The organism is Streptomyces sp. 71268, assembly GCF_029392895.1.
Classification (GTDB): domain Bacteria; phylum Actinomycetota; class Actinomycetes; order Streptomycetales; family Streptomycetaceae; genus Streptomyces.
Map to the genome: position 1 here is coordinate 3161390 of NZ_CP114200.1, position 18474 is coordinate 3179863.

Annotated in this window: 16 protein-coding genes; 4 read left to right on the forward strand and 12 right to left on the reverse strand. The window is 73.4% G+C overall.

All coding sequences use genetic code 11. The features are described 5' to 3' along the window. Positions 1-67: 67 nt before the first annotated feature. Positions 68-1006 carry an aminoglycoside phosphotransferase family protein gene (locus tag OYE22_RS11795; protein WP_277320373.1) on the forward strand — a complete coding sequence of 313 codons (939 nt, stop codon included), beginning with the start codon at positions 68-70 and terminating at the stop codon, positions 1004-1006. Positions 1007-1160: 154 nt separating this feature from the next. On the opposite strand, the gene OYE22_RS11800 is transcribed toward OYE22_RS11795, so the two are convergent. Both OYE22_RS11800 and OYE22_RS11805 read right to left on the reverse strand, forming a co-directional pair. After that, complete coding sequence (locus OYE22_RS11800; protein WP_277324098.1) at positions 1161-1946, reverse strand: inositol monophosphatase family protein; 786 nt, start codon at positions 1944-1946, stop codon at positions 1161-1163. 195 nt (positions 1947-2141) lie between these two features. Then, positions 2142-3050, reverse strand: a complete 909-nt coding sequence (locus OYE22_RS11805) for a diiron oxygenase (protein ID WP_277320374.1) — start codon at positions 3048-3050, stop codon at positions 2142-2144. A 226-nt stretch (positions 3051-3276) separates the two neighbouring features. Between OYE22_RS11805 and OYE22_RS11810 the strand changes: the two genes are divergently transcribed. Continuing rightward, entirely contained in the window at positions 3277-3729 is a 453-nt protein-coding gene (locus OYE22_RS11810; RefSeq protein ID WP_277320375.1) for a DUF4873 domain-containing protein, read from the forward strand. 76 nt (positions 3730-3805) lie between these two features. Here OYE22_RS11810 and tgmC read toward each other — a convergent pair whose 3' ends face one another. The 3 genes from tgmC to tgmA are packed head-to-tail and all read right to left on the reverse strand — an operon-like array spanning position 3806 to position 6245. Further along, complete coding sequence (gene tgmC / locus OYE22_RS11815; RefSeq protein ID WP_277320376.1) at positions 3806-5026, reverse strand: ATP-grasp peptide maturase system methyltransferase; 1221 nt, start codon at positions 5024-5026, stop codon at positions 3806-3808. Further along, positions 5023-5985, reverse strand: coding sequence for an ATP-grasp ribosomal peptide maturase (gene tgmB, locus OYE22_RS11820; protein WP_277320377.1), 963 nt, complete (start codon positions 5983-5985; stop codon positions 5023-5025). Before tgmB ends, tgmC begins: the two co-directional genes overlap by 4 nt. Next, positions 5985-6245 (reverse strand): putative ATP-grasp-modified RiPP, encoded by a 261-nt coding sequence (gene tgmA, locus OYE22_RS11825; protein WP_277320378.1) that lies wholly within the window; start codon positions 6243-6245, stop codon positions 5985-5987. The genes tgmB and tgmA overlap by 1 nt, the downstream gene beginning before the upstream one ends. Before the next feature lie 526 nt (positions 6246-6771). On the opposite strand from tgmA, the gene OYE22_RS11830 reads away from it, so the two are divergent. Continuing rightward, positions 6772-7623 carry a DMT family transporter gene (locus OYE22_RS11830; RefSeq protein WP_277320379.1) on the forward strand — a complete coding sequence of 284 codons (852 nt, stop codon included), beginning with the start codon at positions 6772-6774 and terminating at the stop codon, positions 7621-7623. A gap of 112 nt (positions 7624-7735) precedes the next feature. Here OYE22_RS11830 and OYE22_RS11835 read toward each other — a convergent pair whose 3' ends face one another. From OYE22_RS11835 to OYE22_RS11850, 4 genes are all read right to left on the reverse strand, one after another. Next, positions 7736-11062 carry an ABC transporter substrate-binding protein gene (locus OYE22_RS11835; RefSeq protein ID WP_277320380.1) on the reverse strand — a complete coding sequence of 1109 codons (3327 nt, stop codon included), beginning with the start codon at positions 11060-11062 and terminating at the stop codon, positions 7736-7738. 193 nt (positions 11063-11255) lie between these two features. Then, positions 11256-11753 (reverse strand): hypothetical protein, encoded by a 498-nt coding sequence (locus tag OYE22_RS11840; RefSeq protein WP_277320381.1) that lies wholly within the window; start codon positions 11751-11753, stop codon positions 11256-11258. A 31-nt stretch (positions 11754-11784) separates the two neighbouring features. Continuing rightward, positions 11785-12231: a hypothetical protein gene (locus OYE22_RS11845; RefSeq protein ID WP_277320382.1), complete on the reverse strand. Its 447-nt coding sequence runs from the start codon at positions 12229-12231 to the stop codon at positions 11785-11787. Further along, positions 12224-12421 (reverse strand): hypothetical protein, encoded by a 198-nt coding sequence (locus OYE22_RS11850; RefSeq protein WP_277320383.1) that lies wholly within the window; start codon positions 12419-12421, stop codon positions 12224-12226. The genes OYE22_RS11845 and OYE22_RS11850 overlap by 8 nt, the downstream gene beginning before the upstream one ends. Positions 12422-12632: 211 nt before the next feature. Between OYE22_RS11850 and OYE22_RS11855 the strand changes: the two genes are divergently transcribed. Continuing rightward, positions 12633-13448 carry a helix-turn-helix transcriptional regulator gene (locus tag OYE22_RS11855; protein ID WP_277320384.1) on the forward strand — a complete coding sequence of 272 codons (816 nt, stop codon included), beginning with the start codon at positions 12633-12635 and terminating at the stop codon, positions 13446-13448. A gap of 42 nt (positions 13449-13490) precedes the next feature. Here OYE22_RS11855 and OYE22_RS11860 read toward each other — a convergent pair whose 3' ends face one another. The 3 genes from OYE22_RS11860 to OYE22_RS11870 all read right to left on the reverse strand — a co-directional run bounded on the left by OYE22_RS11860 (position 13491) and on the right by OYE22_RS11870 (position 18411). Further along, complete coding sequence (locus tag OYE22_RS11860) at positions 13491-14273, reverse strand: SDR family NAD(P)-dependent oxidoreductase (protein WP_277320385.1); 783 nt, start codon at positions 14271-14273, stop codon at positions 13491-13493. Positions 14274-14391: 118 nt separating this feature from the next. After that, positions 14392-15717: a serine hydrolase domain-containing protein gene (locus OYE22_RS11865; protein WP_277320386.1), complete on the reverse strand. Its 1326-nt coding sequence runs from the start codon at positions 15715-15717 to the stop codon at positions 14392-14394. Positions 15718-16176: 459 nt separating this feature from the next. Beyond that, complete coding sequence (locus tag OYE22_RS11870; protein ID WP_277320387.1) at positions 16177-18411, reverse strand: MMPL family transporter; 2235 nt, start codon at positions 18409-18411, stop codon at positions 16177-16179. Positions 18412-18474 lie beyond the last annotated feature (63 nt).

Sequence of the window (18474 nt, forward strand, 5' to 3'; positions counted from 1 at the left end):
GCCCGCCCCGGAGCCCGACCGAGGGGCTACTCGACAGCCCGCGCGGCACGACGCGTACTGTGCCCGAATGATCGAGGTACCGGAGCAGTTCAAGCGGACCACCATCGAGCGCGAGGGCTCGGCCGGGGCGGCGTGGGTCGAGCAACTCCCCGCCCTGACGTCCCAGTTGTCGGACCGCTGGGAGTGCGTGCCGGACGGGGACGTGGGGCACGGGGCGGTCGGGATCGTCGTACCGGTGGTACGGCGACGGGACGCGGCACCGGCCGTGATCAAGGTGTCGTTCCCGCACCCGGGCAACGTCCACGAGCCTGACGCGTTCGCGGTCTGGGGTGGGCGCGGGGCGGTGCTCCTGTACGAGCGCGACGACGAGCACTTCGCCATGCTGTTGGAGCGCGCCCACCCGGAGACGCTGGCCGGCGTCGCGGACGGTGACGAGGTCGCGGCGACCGCCGGGCAGCTCAGCCGCCGGCTCGCCGTGCCGGCCCCCGCCGACCTGCCGCGACTGCGGGACCGGGTCGCGGAGTGGGGGCCGGAACTCCGCACGGACGCCGACGAGTTGCCGCACGGCATGTCGTCCCGCGTCCTGGACGCCGCCGCCGCGACCGTCCGCGAGTTGGGCCCCGACCAGCCGGACACCCTCGTCCACGGCGACCTGCACGCCCGCAACATCCTGCGGGCCGACCGCGAACCCTGGCTGGTCATCGACCCCAAGGGGTACGTGGGGGACCCGGCGTACGACGCCGGTGCCCTGCTGACGTCGTGCGCGGTGCCGCTCGTCGAGTCCGGCGGCGATCTGGCCGGGGGCCTCCGTCGGGCGGTGGAGGTCTTCGCGGAGGCGGCCGAGCTGGACCGGGTACGTGTGCGGCGCTGGGCTCAACTGCACGCCGTACGCGCGGCGTTCTGGGGACGCCGGCACGGGTTCACCGTGGCCCGGAACGGGCCCGATCGGGACCAGGTCGTACAGCTGGCGGAGCATGTGGCGGAGTTGTTCACCGCCGGCGCGTAGCGCCGGGGACCTGCCGGAGTCGTACGCCCCCAGGAGTGCGGCAGCCCCGAGCCGTGCCCCCGGGGCCGTAGCCCCACGGTCGTACGCCGCGAAGCCGCGCGCGCCGTCCCCCTGACGCCCACCCGGCCCCGCACGTCCCCGCACCCGCACGCCCTCACCCCCGGATCATCGACATCAACGCCCCGTGCGTCTCGCTGTCGGCGGCCACCACCAACCCACGGCCCGCCAGCCCGGCCGCCCCGGCTCGTCCGGCCTGCCCGGCCCGCCCGACCGGCTCTCCGTCGATCCCCGTCACCACGCACCCGGCCGCGCGGCACAGCGCGATCCCGGCGGCGAAGTGCACGCTCTCCGACAGGTCGCCGCCGTCCGTGACGTAGGCGGCTCGCTTGCCCGCGGCGACCCAGGTCAGGGCCAGGCTCGTGGACACGACCCGGGGACGGAAGCGGGCCACGAACCGCTCGTCGGCCAGCAGGTTCACCGCCCGGAAGCCGGGCGCGCCGGGGAACGGCGGGTCGAGGTTGACGTCCACGAGGCGAGTAGCGGCCGTGGGGGCCAGCGGGGCGTCGGCGCCGTCCCGCCGTATCCAGGCGGTGTGGCCGTCGGTGTGGAAGACCTCGCCGCCGAACGGGTCGGCCACCGCCGCCGGGCCGCCACGCAGCGCCACGTTGACGGCGACCAACGCGGTGCCGACCGCGTAGTTCAGCGTGCCGCACAGCGGGTCCACCAGCCATTGGCGGGCGGCCTCCGGCGCGCCCTGCTGTCCGCCCTCCTCGCCGAGCACGGCGTCGTCGGGCCGGGCGGCGCGCAGGACGCTGACGATCGCCTGCTCGGCCGCCACGTCGGCGGCGGTCGCGAAGTCCCCGTCACCCTTGTCGTAACGGGTGAGCCGCTGGCCGTACAGGTCGCGCACCACGTCGGCGCCGGCCCGCGCCGCGGCGATCGCGACCTCGGCGTCGGAGCCGGCTTCACAACCGGCGTCGGCACCGGTGTCGGTGTCGTCAGGTCCCGCAGATGAGTTGATCACGGCACGCAGGGTACCGACGCCACCGCGACCAACCCTGCCCAAGGGGCCGGCCCCAGCCCGACGGGACGCGAGGCGGTGGCGCCGAACCCGGCGGGGCCGAAGCGCGGGCGTTCAGCCCAACAGGTGCGAGTCGCGCCACAGCCGCATGCCCGGGGCGCCGACCAGGCCGGCGTCGTCCAGGAACGGCACGATGCGCTCGCCGAGGAACCGCATCGACTCCCGGTAGTGCGGGTTCGCGTGGGCGGCCCGCCACGCCTCCCTGGGGTCGAGGCCGACGGCCGCGTAGGCCCGTGGATGTATCAGGCTGCGACAGATGCAGTACGAGACAAGGGCGGTGAGCAGCCGCTGGTAGCGGAGTTCGGCGCGGCCGAGCCCGGCCATGCCCCGGACGACCTCCTCGCGGGCGAAGGTGACGTGGCGCGCCTCCTCCATGATGTGGATGCGGTTCACCATCCGCATCAGCGGCTGGATCTCGTCGCTGCCGGTCATCTCGCGCTGGAGCCGGTCGGTGATCTCCTCGGCGACCAGGATGGAGCCGTACATGGCCGGGCCGTACGCGATGGCCGGCAGGATCTTGGCGACCTGGTGCAGGTGGCGCGGCGGGCCGTACGCCGGGCAGTCGATGCGTTCCACGAGCCGGGCGAACATGGTGACGTGCCGGCACTCGTCGGCGACCTCGGTCAGCGCGTACTGGATGTGGCGGGTGCGCGTGTCGCCGTTGTACGCGGCCTTGACCAGCATCTTCATCAACAGCAGCTCGAACCAGAGGCCGACGCTGACGATGGTCGCGGCCTCGTGCTTGCCGAGTTCGAGCCGCTGCTCCTCGCTGAGCCGGTCCCACAGCGGGGTGCCGTAGAGGGATATGCGGTGGGGCAGCAGGTAGTGCTTGCCGTCGACCAGCGGCGCGTCCCAGTCGATGTCCACCTCGGGGTCGTAGAACTTCTTCGCCGACGAGGCCAGCAGTCGGGCGGCGGTCTTCTCCCTGTCGCCCACCTTCGTATCGGGCAGTGAACGGGCCATGGCGCTCCACTCCTTCACGAACTAAGGTGTTACCCGAGGTAACAGCCACTCTCAGGAGCATGGAATCTCTCGTTACGGGAGTCAAGGGCCCGGCACCCGTCAGCAACGTCGGCGGGTGCGCCCGCCGAACGAAGACGTCCGCGAGCGCGCCCGCCGCGCGGACACGGCCGACCGGGCCCGCCGCACCACGCCAAGGCGTCGAGGAATCGTCCCAAGGAGCCGTGCAGTGAACGCCGTCACGCCACAGCACCAGCCTCAGTCCCAGCCGTCACCCGACCGCACCCCCGCCACCACACCCACGCGCACCACGCAGGACGCGCAGGGCGCACATGGCACACAGAGCGCGCACAGCACGCACGAGAACCCCGACCACGAAGCGGGCTACCGTGGGCCCGCCACCCTGGAGTTCGAGGGCGAGGAGCGCGTCGTCGACGTGGAGTTGCGCGGTACGTTCCAACCGGTCGACGGGCGCTACCACTGGTACGGCCGGGTCGTCGGCGCCCCGGAACTCGTCGCCCTCCTCGGCGGCAGGCGCACCGCCGCCCTCATCCGTACCCCGCAGGGCGAGGCACGGGGCGAGTTGTCCGACCCCGACCCGTGTTACCGCTACCGCGTCACCGGTACGAGCACGCCACCCTTCCGCGTCCCGGGCCCGAACGACCCGCCGCCCGTGGCCTGACGGCCCCCGCCACGCACTCCCACCCCACCGAACGCCCCCACCCCACCGAGCGCCCCCGCCCAACTCGTCGGCGCCGTCACGGCAGCGGCGGGTGGCGGTGCTCCCAGCGCAGTCCGAGGCGGCTCGGCGCGTCGATCCAGTAGGTGTGCGCCTCCCGCGTGACGCGTAGCCGTACCGCGTCGATGCCCGGCTCCCCCGCCGCCCGCCACCCGGTGATCGCGCGCTCCACGGCGTCCCAGAGCGCCAGCGGCCCGCCCTGCCGGACCACCCACCCGTCACCCTCCGGCGCCAGCTCGGCGAACGACTCCCGCTCCGCGTCGATCAGGTACCGCCTCTCCGTCCCCCCGGCCACCGCCCGCAACAACTGGGCGGTTGGCGCGGCCAGTTGGGCCAGGAAGGCCGGCATCCAGTCGCGGAGCGCGTCGGGCGGGACGCGCGCGCGGCGGACGCTGTCGGCGTACGCGGCGCGCGCCGCCAGGCTCCCGCCCAACGGTACGGCGGCCTGCGCGCGGGCCGGCATGAACGACGACGGGCCGGTGACGCGCCCCTCGGCCGTGCCGTCCGCCGCGACGACGACCTTGGCCAGCCCCGTCCCGTACGACCAACTGCCCACCGTGGCCAGGACGATGGCGCCGGGGCGGGCCTGCCGGAGCCAGGTGTGGGGGATGCGGCGCACCGCGCAGGTGGCGATGATCCGGTCGTACGGGGCGCGGGACGGGTGGCCGAGGAGGCCGTCGTCGGTGACGGTCCAGGTGGAGTAGCCGGCGACCTCCAGCGCGTCGTCGGCCCGGCGCGCGAGGTCGGGGTCGGCCTCCACGGTGGTCACGTTGTCCTCGCCGAGGCGGTGGCAGAGCAGGGCCGTGGAGTAGCCGGTGCCGGTGCCGATCTCCAGGACGCGGTCGCCGTCGCGCACCTCCAGCTCCTCCAGCATGCCGACGACCGTGGCCGGCGCGGTGGACGAGGAGGTGGGGTAGCCCTCGACGGGTCCGGTGGCCTGGTCCGGGGTGAGGGCCCCGTCGAGCTGGGTGACCAGCGACTGGTCGCTGTAGGCGAGTTCGGCCCACTCCTCGGGGCGCAGCCCGTCCGGGGTCACGGGTCGCCAGCGCGCGGCCTGGCCCTCGGGCGCCTCGGGCAGGAACACGCCGCCGCCCAGGAACCGTTCGCGGGGCACCGCGCGGACGGCCGCCGCCCAGTCGGGGCCGATGGGTCGCTCGGCTTCGAGGCGGTCGAGCAGGGCGCCGCGCGCCGCGCTCAGGGCGGAGCAGGGGGACTCGGGGGCGGTTCTGTGGCCATTCATGGCTCTCCTTGGGCGAGGAGGTCGGCGAACGCGGCGGCGAGCGGCAGCCCGGCCGCGTCTTCGAGCCATCCCCACTGGCCGTTGGGGTTCAACTCCAGCCAGTGCAGCGTCCCGTCCCGGCCGAGGGCGAGGTCAAAGCTGCCACTGGCCAGTCCGAAGTGACGCAAGAAACGCACGAGTCCCTCTGCGGTCTGAGTGGGGAGGTCGATCACGCGGTAGGTCAGGGCTCCGTAGTCGCGTCGCCAGTCGAGTAGTTCCGAGTCGATGCGTACCGCAAAGACGCGCCCGCCCACGACCACCACCCGCACGTCAGCGACCTTGTCCACGCGGGACTGGAAGAGGTGCGGTACGACCTTGACGCTCTCGTCCAGCTCCACGGGGTCCACCGGTTCGGTCCAGGTCGTCAGCCCCTGACCGTCCGGGTCGTGGTACGCCGTCCAGCGCAACGCCTTGTAGACGACGGGTCCGTGGGCCCGCATGAAGGATCGGATCTCCCCTAGGTCGTTGGAGATGAGTGTGGGGGGCACGGTGAAGCCCATGCGGGTGGCCGTGGCGAGTTGGAGGGGCTTGTGTTCGGCGGCGTAGTTGCGTAACGGGTGATTGACGTACCGGCATTCCGTCAGCGCGTGCAGGATGCCGCCCAGTCCGTAGCGCACCTGGGCCGCGGCGAAGCGCGCGTCCGGCGCGGCCAGGTGCGGGAACCGGGGCCAGACGGGCCGCCGCCAGTACACCGCGCGCACCCGCTCCAGCGCGGTTGCCCTGGAGGAGGTGCGCAGTGAACCGGACGGGGTGGGAGCGCCGGCGCCGAACCGCGCCGACACGTGCAGTGCGTCGCCGATGTCCGCGGGGTTGAAGCGGACCACGGGGACGCGCCTGCGGTTCAGCTCGGCGATCACCATGCTGGCCGTGACGTCGTCCGGCTCGGTCACGACCAGCACCGGCCCGGCGGTCCGTGCCATCAGTCCTGCTCGCTGTCCTGATCGTGGTCGGTGTCGTTGCGGCTGTCCATGTTGGTGCTCTCCGCCGCGGTCTCGGTGCCCCGCGCGGTGCCGTGCTTCCCCATCTCGACGACCTGGCCCCGGCTGTCCCAGTACACGGTGAGCTGGGTCGTCGGGTCGACGCCGACGCGGGCGTGTCCGGCCGGGCGTATGGGCGGGTACGGGCGCATCCGCCCCACGCCCCAGGGGCGCAGGGCGGTACGGCCCACGGTGTTGGTCATGTACTCCTCCGGGCGGTGTGGCTGCGGTGTGGCGATGTCCTCGCTCTCGTTATGTGCCCACTGGAACGACGGCCGTCGCCGTCCCGACGCCCCGGGTTTCCCCTACCGCCGTGGTGTTCGCAGCACGAGGCGCCCCGCGCCTCCGCCGTCGCGCGCCCCGTCCGCGCCGCGGACGGCGGCCCTCCGACGCCGCGCCGCGCGCCCGCCCCCGGGAGCGCGCCACCGCGTGTCCGGTCGCGCACCATCGGCCCGCGAGCGCGCGGCGCGCGACGGCGCGCGCCCACTCGGCCGGGCCACTCCCCGCCCCCACCTCGCGCCCAGAACGCCCGAAACACCCGAAACACCCACCCCGCCCAGTGGGCCTCCCACGTGACCCACCTCATCGTGTTGGCTATACAACTTCAGTTACGGTGGCCGCCATGGACGACGCTCCCCCATGTCCCCCTGGCCCTTCCCGCCCCGCCGACCACGCATCGGCCGCCAGCGCGCGTGAGGTGTCCGCCGCCAGTGCGCGCCGGGCGTCCGGGTGACGCCGCTCGTCGCGGCGGCCGTCCTGGTCGCGGCCGTCACGCACGCGAGTTGGAACGCCATCGCGCACGGCATCAGGGACCAGCTCCTCGCCTTCACGCTGGTCTCCGGCGGCGGCCTGGTGTGCGGGCTCGGCATCGCCGTGTGGGCGCCCGTGCCGGCCGCTGGGGCCTGGCCGTACCTCGTGGCCTCCGCCGTGATCCACGTGCTCTACCAGGCGCTGCTGATGCGCTCGTTCCGGCTCGGCGACTTCGGGCAGATGTACCCGATCGCGCGCGGTACGGCGCCGCTGGTGGTGACCGTGCTCGCCGCGGTCTTCGTGCACGAGAGACCGGGCGGCTGGCAGACGGCGGGCGTCGTCCTCGCCTCGGCCGGTCTGGTGGGCCTGGCCCTGTGGGGCATCCGTGGCTCCGGTGGCCGGCCGCACTGGGCGGCGCTGGCCGCCGCCGTGGCCACGGGCCTGTCGATCGCCGCGTACACCGTCGTGGACGGCGTGGGCGTGCGCGCCTCCGGTACCTCGCTCGGCTACATCGGCTGGCTGATGATCCTGGAGGGCATCGCCATTCCGGCGTACGCGCTGGCCACCCGGCGTCGCATGCTCGTCGGCCAGCTCAGGCCGGTGGCGGTGCGTGGCCTGTGTGGCGGGGTGCTGTCGGTCTTCGCGTACGGGCTCGTGCTGTGGGCGCAGACCAGGGCGCCGCTCGCGCCGATCGCCGCGCTGCGCGAGTCCAGCATCATCGTGGGCGCCGCGATCGGCGCGCTGTTCCTCAAGGAGCGCTTCGGCACGGCCCGTATCGCCGCCGCCGGCCTGATGGTCGCGGGCATCGGCCTGATGCTCTACGCCGGCTGAGCCGGGCGGGGCCGAGCCGGACCACCACCGGGCCCGCCCGAACCCCCGCCCGACCCCGCCGGCCCCCGCCCGAACCCGGCCGCACCGGCCGCACCGGCCGGCGGGCCGCCGGCTACCGCAGCACGCCGAGCGAGACGAAGTCGTAGCCGCCCCCGTACGCGCTGGTCGTCGTGACGTTCGTCAGCCGTGGGTTGCGCCAGGTCAGCGCCTTCTCGAAGGTCAGCGGCAGGTAGGCGGCCGCGTCGGAGACCTTGTGGTTGATCCGCTGGTCGTCGCTCTCGGCCCGCCCCTGGTCCTGGTTGGCGCGGGAGGTGTCGAAGAGCTTGTCGAGCGCCTTGTCCCTGAGGAGGGCGACGTTGAGGTTGCCCTGCGGGGTGATCCGCCGCCCGTCGGCCAGCGGCTCCAGCATGCCGCGCCCGGTTGGGTAGTCGGCGCTCCACCGCCTGAGGCTGATGCCGTACCCCTTGCGCTTGACCTGGTCGGGCTTGCCGATCGCCGTGGCGAACTCGGCGAACGGCAGTTGCTCGACCTTCACCGAGATCCCCACCCGCGCCAGCGACGCCTTGATCGCCTCCGCGACCGCCACCTCCTGCGGCCCGTCCGAGACGGCCACGGTGGTACGGAAGCCGGTCGGCTTGCCGCACTCCTTCAACTCCTGCCGCGCCCGCTCCAGGTCCGGCGCGCCACCCGAGCGCTTGGTGCCGTACGGGTCGTAGTCCGGCTCGCTGCCCGAGACGCCCGGCGGCAGCAGGTGCGGGGCGAGTTCGTCGCCCACCCGCGGGTCTCCGGTGGCCGCCCGCACGGACCGCTTGTCCGTCGCGTAGAAGACCGCCCTGCGGCAGTGCACGTCGTTGAACGGGGCGACGTTGGAGGCCAGCGCCGCGTAGCGGACGATCCCGGTGTGCGGGTTGTCCACCTGGGCCTTCGTCTTCGCGTCGTCCAGCAACCGCACGCGCTGGCTGGCGTCGACGCCGAAGGCGCTGATGTCCAGGTCGTAGCGGCCCGCGCGCAGCTCCTGGTCCCGCGTGGTGGGCGAGACCACGATGTCGACGCTGATCCGGTCCGGCAGCGCGGTGCGCACCGGGTCGGAGGACCGCTGCCACCGCTCGTTGCGCACCAGGGTCAGCGACTTGCCCGGCTGGTACGCGTCGAACTTGTACGGGCCCGAGGAGAACGGCCGCTGCGCGTACGTGGCCCGGGTGTCCTTCGCCCGTGGCACCGGCGATGCGGAGGGCATCGCGAGCAGGTGCTCGAAGTCCCGGTAGGGCCGGGGCAGTTTGAAGGTGATCGTCCGGTCGTTCGGCGTCTGGATCGCGCGCAGCCCCAGCTTGTCCTTCGCCTTGTCCTTGTACGGGCCCGGGTAGTCGCTCTTGGGGTCGAGCACCTCGCGCAGGTAGGAGGGCCCGCCGCTGATCACGTCGGCGGCCCAGGTCCGCTCGATGCCGTACTTGACGTCCTTGGAGGTCACCGGCGTGCCGTCCTCCCAGGTGGCCCCGGGGCGCAGCGTGTACGTGTACGTCTTGCCGCCGTCCCCCACCCGGGCCCGCCCGGTCGCGAGGTCCGGCACCAGGCGCGCGGGGCCGGCGCCCGGCTCGGTGGCGTAGGTGAGGAGTTGGCGGGCGTAGAAGCGGGAGAAGTTCCACGTGAACCCGTAGTAACCGCGCTGCGGGTCCCAGGAGTCGGCGTCCATCGTCGAGACGAACTTGAGGGTGCCGCCCTGCCGCTTCGACGGGTTGACGACGCCCTTGGTCGCGGCGTCGTACGCGGCGACGCCGGGCCCGCCACCGGGCTTGTCGCCCTCGGCGCCCGGGTTCCCGCTCGCGCTCTGGCTGGCCTTGGGCCGGTCCGTCGGAGCGTCCTTACTCCCCTTGTCCTCCGGCCACACGACGGTGATCACCGCCCCGGCGACCACGGCGAGGGCCACCGCCAGCGCGCCGTACCGCACCCGCCGTTGCCGCCACCACGGCCCGTCGGTCCCGTCCGCGCGCGGCGGCGGCGCGAACCCCGCCCCGGCGCCGACGGCGGACGGCGCGGCCTGCGCCGGTGGCGCGCCCGGGGCGCCCGACTGCGGCCCGAAGGGCGGGGGCGGCGCCGGCAGCGATCCGGGGTACGGGGCGGGCGGCGCGCCGTACGGGGCGGGTTGCGCACCCGGTTGCGGGCCTGGCTGCGGGCCTGGCTGCGCTCCCGGTTGCGCGGGTGGCGGTGGAGCGGCGTGCGGGCCGGCTGGCCCGGCCGGTGCGGCCGGCGGCTGGCCGGGGTGCGCGGCGGGCTGCTGTCCCGGCGCGGCGCCGAAGGACGGTGGTGAGGTCGCGTCGAACGGCGGCGGGGCGGCGCCGAAGGCGGGCGGAGGCGCCCCGAACGCGCCGGGTTGCGCCGGCGCGGCAGACGGGGCCGCCGGGTTCGTGGACGGGGGCGCGTCCGCAGGTGGCGCGTCCCGGGGTACGGCATCGGCGGGTGGCGGCGCGTCCTCGGGTACGGCGTCCACGGGCGATGCCGCGGCAGTGTCCGGCACGGGCCGGGCGTCGGGTCCTGCCTCGGGGCCGGCCGGGTCGCCCGCCGTGCCCAGCGTCACGGTCGGCGTCGACGCCGGCGGCGCGGCCGGCGGCATGGCCCGGAGTAGGGTCGTCGCTCCGAAGGGCGCGGCCCCGGTCGAGGCCGCGTTGCGGACGAACGCCACCCGGCCCGCCTCGGCCGCGCCGCTCAGGTCGCGGCGCTCGGGCAGCGCCCGCTCCCGGCCCGCCAGGCTCGCGCGGCTGTGCTCGTACACCATGTCGAGCCGCAGCGCCTCGGGCCCGTACGCCATGCCGTCCGCCGCCATCCGCAGCAACTCACCGGTGAAGGACGTGTGTTGGTCCTCCTCCGAGGCGTACGCGTCGAGGTCGCCGGTCGCGGCGGCCAGCACGTAGCCGTCGGCGAGCTGGGCCGCGTCTGCCACCGCGACGGCCCCGCCCCGCGCGTCGGACGGAGCGGTGGTGGACGCCGAACCGGACGCCGACCCAGCCGCCGGGTCGGACGGCGAGCCCGGCACCGGTTCGGTCAGGCAGCAGTCGAGCAGCACCACCCGGCGCCGCGCGCGCCCGGACAACACGGCCTGGCGCAGCGTCGCGTAGTCGAGCCCCGTGGCCGACCGCCCTGGCGCCGGGGCGGCCGGGGCGAAGACCAACTCGCCGCTCGCCGGGTCGATACGGCAGCGCCCGGCCACGTAAACCAGCAGGACGTCGGTGGCCTCGGCGGCGGCGGTGCGCACGGCGGCGACGGCGTCGGAGGTCACGGGTTCGGCCAGTACCGCGCAGTGCTCGCGGGCCAGGTCCCAGGAGCGGTCCGAGGTGAGGACGTCGGCGAGCGCGACGAGGTTGGCCGCCACGGCGGGCAACGGCGCGATCTCGGCGTTGCCGGTGGTGCCGATGAGTACGGCGCGGGACACGGCCGGGTCGGGCATGACCTCCACGGTTACCGCCCCCGTCCGACGCCGGCCACCGCTGCGGCGGGTGGCCTGGGCCCCCGCTGTCCTTCGGCCGCTCCGACAACCATCCGCACCGTTCCCCCTCGCACTGCCTCATGTGTCCCACGCGGAGCACCGATTGTGCCCCGGCACCGTAGGGGGGTCCACACCGGACGCGCGGACGCGCAGGTCAGCGGCCGGACGGCCGAGGGTACGCCACGCCCAACGCCTCACCCCCGTCCTCCCGTGCGACGACGAACGCCGGGGCCATCCCGACCGCCGCCCCGAGCCCCACCGCCAGCGCCGCGTCATCCGCGCACGCCACCTCGGCCGCCGCCCACCGCCGCCGGTGCCGGCACCCGCGCTCGTGCGCGCAGAGGCAGTTGGGTACCTCGACCACGTCGGCGTCCGTGCACCACCCACCGTCCACCAGGAGTACCAACTCGGCCGGCGCCCCGCCCACCGCCGGCCGCTCGTCAACGGCCAACACCCGGTGCAGGTTCGGCAGCCCGATCCCCACCGCGCCCGCGACCCGCGCCGCGGCCGACACCACCCGCTCCCCGGGCCGCACGACGACGCCCGGCGGCTCCCAGACCTCCCGATCACGGGCCAGTTGCACCTGGAGCACGTGCGGCCAGCCGGCCGTCGTGACGTCGGACGGGTCGTCCGCGTTACGCGGCTTCCACACCACCAGCACCACCCGCAACCGATGCGCCCCCTCACGCGCCACCCCCGCGGCCCGACCGCCCCCGCGCCTCCGGCACCCGGAACCCGCACTCCTCGGGCGTCTTCCCGTTCGCCGTCATGACCCCCGCCGCCCCGTACCCGTCCGACCAGAAGTACGCACCGGCCCCGGCGAGGGCGTCCAGGGTGAGTTGCACGTACCGCGTATTGGGTCGGATCTCTTTCCTCTTCGCCGCCTCCATGTCGAACAGCGAGTTCTCGTACGCGAACTGGAACTCCCGGTCAGTTACGGCCCGCCAGCCGTCCTCCAGCCCGTTCCGCCCGCCATCGGCGAGAAAGAACCTCAGCACAACACCGGCCACGGTGTGAATTTCGTGCTCGCCGGTGAGTACGTAGCGCAGGGCGCGCGTGTATCCCGCCGAAAGCCCGGACTCGCCGTCTGCGCCGGGTGGTACGTCGACGGGCTCGGTCGCGTCACTCACCGGAGCCCCCCACACGGTGCCGGGGGCAGCGGCAGGGCCCCCAGGCGGTGGAGAGGTACTTGGCCTCAAGTTCCCCGGGGGTGACGGTGTCGGGGTCGACGTGAACGGTGGTGGTCGGGGCGACCGGAACCGGCTGTTCGCCGGGGCGTTGGCGGTAGACCCGCAGGGTCAGCGTGTGCTGGCGATTCATGAGCGGTGCTCGTTCCTCACGACGGCTCGCAACGTCCTGCCACGAAGCGGAGTTGACGCATGACGACACGAACTCCGAACGCGGTGACAGATGGTGATCGATTCCTCACAGGGTTGCCCCGCGAGGGCTACGCTCACAACCGGCGGCCTGGTACCTGGCGACCACGGGTCACGCGCGCACGAGAAAGGCATGCGGGATGAAACTCCACGGCTTGCTCAGGGAGAGCACCAAGACCACGGCACGCACACTGCCGGGGCGGCATCTCAGACGGATGCGCGAGAACGCGGGTCTCTCCCTCCGCGCGCTGGCGGAGAAGCTGCACTATCCGCACTCGTACATCAGCCGCGTCGAGCGCCATGAACAACTGCCGTCCGATGCGCTGGCGAACGCGTTGGACGGCTATTTCTCGACGGGCGGGCTGTTCGACGATTTGCTCGCCGTCGCCCAGGACTCCCTGGTGTCGAAGCAGAGTCGCGACTGCTTTCCCCTGGAAGCCAAAAGCATTCGCATTCAGGTCTTCTCCAGCAGCCTGGTACCCGGCCTGTTGCAGACCAGGGACTACGCCAGAGCGGCGTACTCACTCGGGCTCGCGAGGACGGACTTACCAGCCCTGGAGGAGATCCTGGAATTTCGAATGCGGAGGCAGGACCGACTCGAAAGCGCCGACCCACCACAGTATTGGGCGATCATGGATGAGGCGGCCTTGAGACGGCTGTCCGCCGATCGCCGCATCATGGTTGACCAGCTACAGCACCTGCTCGACGTCGCGGCGAGGCCTCACGTGAAAATCCAGATCCTGCCCTTCACCGAGCCGTTCCATCCGCTGATGGGCGGCAGCCTCACCCTGCTGACGCTGGAGAACGGAACGACAACGGCCCTGCTGGAGAGCTACGGCGCTGGCGAGGTCATCTCGGCCCCACGGCAGGTCGTTGACCACTTGCACAGATTCGACGTGGTGCGCGCGCAAGCCCTGACGCCGGCGGACTCACTCGACCTGATCCGCCGGTACGTCAGGGAGTACGGCTGAACGCCTCCGCACCGAGAAGCCACCCCGCCCGCCGCGAGGCGACTACTCCCCCGACAAAGCCCGCCGCAAGGCGACATTGCTGACCAGCAACCCGCCGTCAACCGGCAACGTCACCCCGGTGATCCACGCCGCGTCGCTGGAGGCGAGGAACGTGATCGCCGCCGCGATGTCCGCCGGCTCGCCCACGCGGCCCAGCGGATACTCCGCGCTCGCCCGCCGCAGCGACTCGTCACGGCCCTCCCACACCGGCGTACGCACCGTGCCGGGCGCGACCAGGTTGACCCGTACGCCGCGCGGCGCCGCGTGGCCGGCCAGCGTGCGGGTCAGGCTGGCCAGCCCGGCCTTGGCGGCGCTGTAGGCGTGGTTGCCGAAGTCCTGTTCGCCGTTGACCGATCCGACGCTGACGATCGCGCCCCGGCCACCCGCCTTGGCCAGCTCCGGGAGCGCGGCACGCGCGCACCGGAACGCGCCGGTCAGCGTGATGTCGAGGTCGCGCTCCCACTCCTCGTCGCCCTGGTCCTCGAAGAGTTCGGTGTCCGGGTTGCACGACAGGGCGTTGTTGACCAGCACGTCGAGCGCGCCGAACCGTTCGACGGCCTGCCGCACCGCGGCCTCCACGGCCGCCCGGTCCCCCACGTCACACGCGAGGCCGTGGGCCACTCCGCCCGCCGCCCGGATCTCCTCCGCGACCTCCTCCGCGCGCGCCCCGTCGAGGTCGGTGACGAGCACGCTCGCGCCCTCGTCGGCGAACCTGCGGGCCGTCGTCGCGCCGATGCCACGGCCCGCGCCGGTGATCAGTACGCCGTACCCCTCGAACCGCCGCATCAGGTGCCGCCCTTCCGCCGTTGATCATCTGGTCCCGGCAGGGTAAGCGGCGGATCGCGTCCGGCGTAAGGGATGGCGTGGAGGGCGGCCCGTACGCACTGGTGCGGACCGGGGCCGGTCAGGCCAGGCTGCGGTGGACGGCGCGGGCCAGCGCCTGGGCGCGCGGGTCGGCCGTCACGTTCTTCTGCATGCCGTTGGTGACGTAGCCGAACGCGATGCCCGACTCCGGGTCGGCGAAGGCCAGCGAACCGCCCCGGCCCGGGTGGCCGAACGAGCCGGGCGCCAGCAGCGGCGCCGCCGAGCCGTGCAACATGTAGCCGAGCCCGAAGCGCGTGTGGACGACCAACACCTCGTCCGGGCCCGCCGACTCCTCCGTACGGGCCAGGGTCAGCGTCGCCGGCGCGAACAGCCGCCGGGCGCCGGGCAGCGTCCCCGCTCCCCCGGCGGGCGCCGCCTCCACCCCGCCGGGCACCGTGCCGTGGCCCGGGTCAGGGGCGACGTCGCCGATGAGGGCGGCGTAGAAGCGGGCCAGGGCGCGGGCGGTGGCCACGGCGCCGGAGGCGGGGAGTTCGGCGGCGCGGTAGGCCGGGTCGTTCTCGTCCGGCAGCGGGTCGATCACGCCGAAGGCCCGCCGGGTCAGGGACGCCGGGTCCCGGTACGCGTCGGCCACGGTCTGCTTCGCCCGCACCCGCAGACCCCGCGAGGCCGGCGGCTGGGGCGCCTCGATCGCGGCGATGCGGCCCACCCGGTGCCGTTCGGCGTCCGGCAGTCCTATCCACAGGTCGAGCCCGAGCGGGCCGGCTATCTCCTCGGCCACCCAGGTGCCGAGCGTGCGGCCGGTGACGCGGCGCACCAACTCGCCGACGAGCCAGCCGTAGGTGTGCGCGTGGTACCCGTGCGCCGTGCCCGGCGCCCACTGCGGCGCCTGCGCGGCCAACGCGCGCGGCCCGCTATCCCCGTCCAGCGCCTCGGCCGGGCTGAGCGGCGTGTCGAGGACGGGCAACCCGGCCCGGTGCGAGAGCAGGTGCCGTACGAGGACGCGCTCCTTGCCGTTCGCCTTGAACTCCGGCCAGTACGTGCCCACCGGGGCGTCCAGGTCCACCAGCCCGCGCTGGTGCAGCAGCAGCGGGACCGCCGCGGCCACACCCTTGGTCGCCGAGCGGACGACCTGCGCCGTCCCGGCCTCCCAGGACGCCGCGCGCTCCGGCTCGGCCGAGCCCTCGGGGCCCGCGGCCTCCCGCGCGTCGGCCTTCCGTGCGGTGGCCTTCCGTGCGGTGGTCGGGGCGTCGGCGTCACGGACGCCGCCCCACAGGTCCACGACCTTGGTGCCGTCCCGGTAGACGGTCACCGCGGCCCCCCGCTCGCCGCGCTGCGCGAAGTTGGCCGCGAACGCGTCCCGGACCGGTTCGAAACCGGGCGCCACCGTGCCCTGGACGTCCACCACTGTTGTCTACTCCCACGTTCCGTTTCGCCGCGCTGTGCACCCTCCATGGTGCAATGCGTCCCGTGGCCGTCTTATGCCGGGTCCCGGCCTGCCCGAATCGCCGCCACGCCACCGCGAAGCCACCCAAAGCGGGACGGGCCCGGCGGGGGCCGGCGGAGAGTACCGGCGAAGGACGGCGACGGGCCCGGCCGCGCGGCCCCGGACCCGGTACGCGGGGACGCGGAGAACGCCGACGGCGACCCCCTGCCCCAGGGAGCCGCCGCCGTTCTCACTACGCGTGCCTGTCCCCGTCCCCACGGGCAGGCACTGCCCGGTCGGCGGGAGGATCGCTGCCCTCCCGCGTTCCCGGGCGTCTCGTCGGTGGTCGCTGGCCACCGGGGACCGCCGGGGCCGAGTGGCTCGGCCGGCGGCGGCCGGGTCGGTCCGCGCGGGCCCGACAGGGACCGCGCGGACCCGTGCTCACACCCGGGTCAGTCGTGCGTCCGGGTCGGAGTCCTGCTGCGCCTGGGTCGGGTCGCCCAGCTCCTTGTGCAGCTTCTCGCCCTCCACGTCCACGTTCGGCAGAATCTTGTTCAGCCAAGCGGGCAGCCACCAGGCGCTCTTGCCGAGCAGCCCGAGCACCGCCGGGACGATGGCCATGCGGACGATGAAGGCGTCGAACAGCACCGCGATCGCGAGACCGAAGCCGATCATCTTGACCATCTGGTCGTGCGAGCCGATGAAGCCCGCGAAGACGCTGATCATGATGACGGCCGCGGCCGTCACCACGCGGGCGCCGTGCGTGAAGCCGGTCACCACGGCCTGCTCGGGGCTCTCGCCGTGGACGTACGCCTCGCGCATACGGGTCACGAGGAAGACCTCGTAGTCCATCGCGAGACCGAAGACCACGCCGATCATGAAGATCGGCATCATGCTCATCACCGGGCCGGTCTGCTCGACACCGAACAGGCCCGACAGCCAGCCCCACTGGAAGACCGCGACCACGGCGCCGAGCGCCGCGACGACGGAGAGCAGGAAGCCGAGCGCCGCCTTGAGCGGAACCAGGACGGAGCGGAAGACGATCATCAGCAGCAGGAAGGCCAGGCCCACCACGAGCGCGAGGTAGGGCACCAGCGCGTCGTTCAGCTTCGCCGAGATGTCGATGTTCATCGCCGTGGTGCCGGTGACCAGGACCCTGGCCCCGGTCTCACCCTGCCAGCCGTCCGCCTTGTCGCGGATGTTGGCGACCAGGTCCTCGGTCTCCAGGCTGCTCGGCTTGGAGTCCGGGACGACGGTGACCGTCGCGGTGTCGCCGGCCTTGTTGAACGCGGGCTCGGTGACGCTGGCGACGTCGTCCAGCTTCTTGATGCCCTCGGCGACGCTCTTGGCGGCCGCCTGGCCGTCCTTGGCCTTGGCCGCGTCCACGATCACCATGAGCGGGCCGTTGAAGCCGGCGCCGAAGCCCTCGGACACCAGGTCGTACGCCTTGCGCTGGGTGGTGCTCGTCGGCTGCGCGCCGTCGTCCGGCAGGCCGAGTTCCAGCTTGCCGACCGGGGCCGCCGCAGCGCCGAGCGCGACCACGCCGAGGAGCAGCACGGCCACCGGGCGCCGGAGCACGAAGTGCGCCCAGCGGGTGCCCATCTTGGGCTTGTCCGAGACCGGCGGGATGCCGTTCTCGCTCTTCTTGCGGGCCTTGCGGCCGTAGATCCGCTTTCCGGCGAAGCCGAGCAGCGCCGGGATCATGCTGATGGCGATGAGGACGGCGATGGCCACGGTGCCGGCCGCCGCGAAGCCCATCTTGCTGAGCACCGGGATGTTGACGACCGCGAGGCCGACCAACGCGATGATGACGGTCAGACCGGCGAAGACGACCGCGGAGCCGGCGGTGCCGACGGCGCGTCCGGCCGCCTCCTCGCGCTCCCTGCCCTCGGCCAGTTCGGCCCGGTACCGGGAGACGATGAACAGCGCGTAGTCGATGCCGACCGCGAGGCCGATCATCATGGCCAGCGTGGAGGTGGTGGTGCCCAGGTTGAGCACGTTGGCCAGCGCGGTGATCGAGGAGATGCCGATGCCGACGCCGATCAGGGCGGTCAGCAGCGGGAGCCCGGCGGCCACCAGCGAACCGAAGGTGATGACGAGGACCACCGCGGAGACGGCGATACCGATGATCTCGGTCGCGCCCTGCTCGGGCATGGCCTCCAGCGCGTCGCCGCCGATCTCGACGGTCGGGTTCTTGCCGCCCTTGTCGTCGTACTCGACCACCGCTTCCTTCAGGCCGTCCTTGGTCGAGTCCTCGAGCTCCATCGAGGTGACCTTGTAGGTGGCCGTGGTGAAGGCGGTGGTGCCGTCCTTGCTGACGGTGCCCTCCTTGAACGGGTCGCCGATGCGACTCAGTTCGTCGGAGCTCTTCTTGACGTCCGCGATGACCTTGAGAACTTCCTTCTTGTTCTCCGGGTCGGTGATCTTCTCGTTGCTGGGCGCACGGAAGACGATGCGGGCGCTGGCGCCGTCGGCGCTGGACTCGGGCGAGCGCTTCTCCATCAGGTCGAAGGCTTCTTGCGCCTCCGTGCCGGGTACGGAGAAGCTTTCGTTGCTCGGCTTGGGGGCGGCAACGGAACCGGCGATGGCGACCGCCAAGAGCGCTACCCAGAACAAGGCGACGAGCCGGCGTCGCCTGAAGGCGAATCGGCCGAGCTTGTATAGGAAGGTGGCCACGAGAAGGGGTGCTCCCGTCGAGTGAGTGGAGTGGCAGGGACGTGCTGGACCAGCCCAGCGACG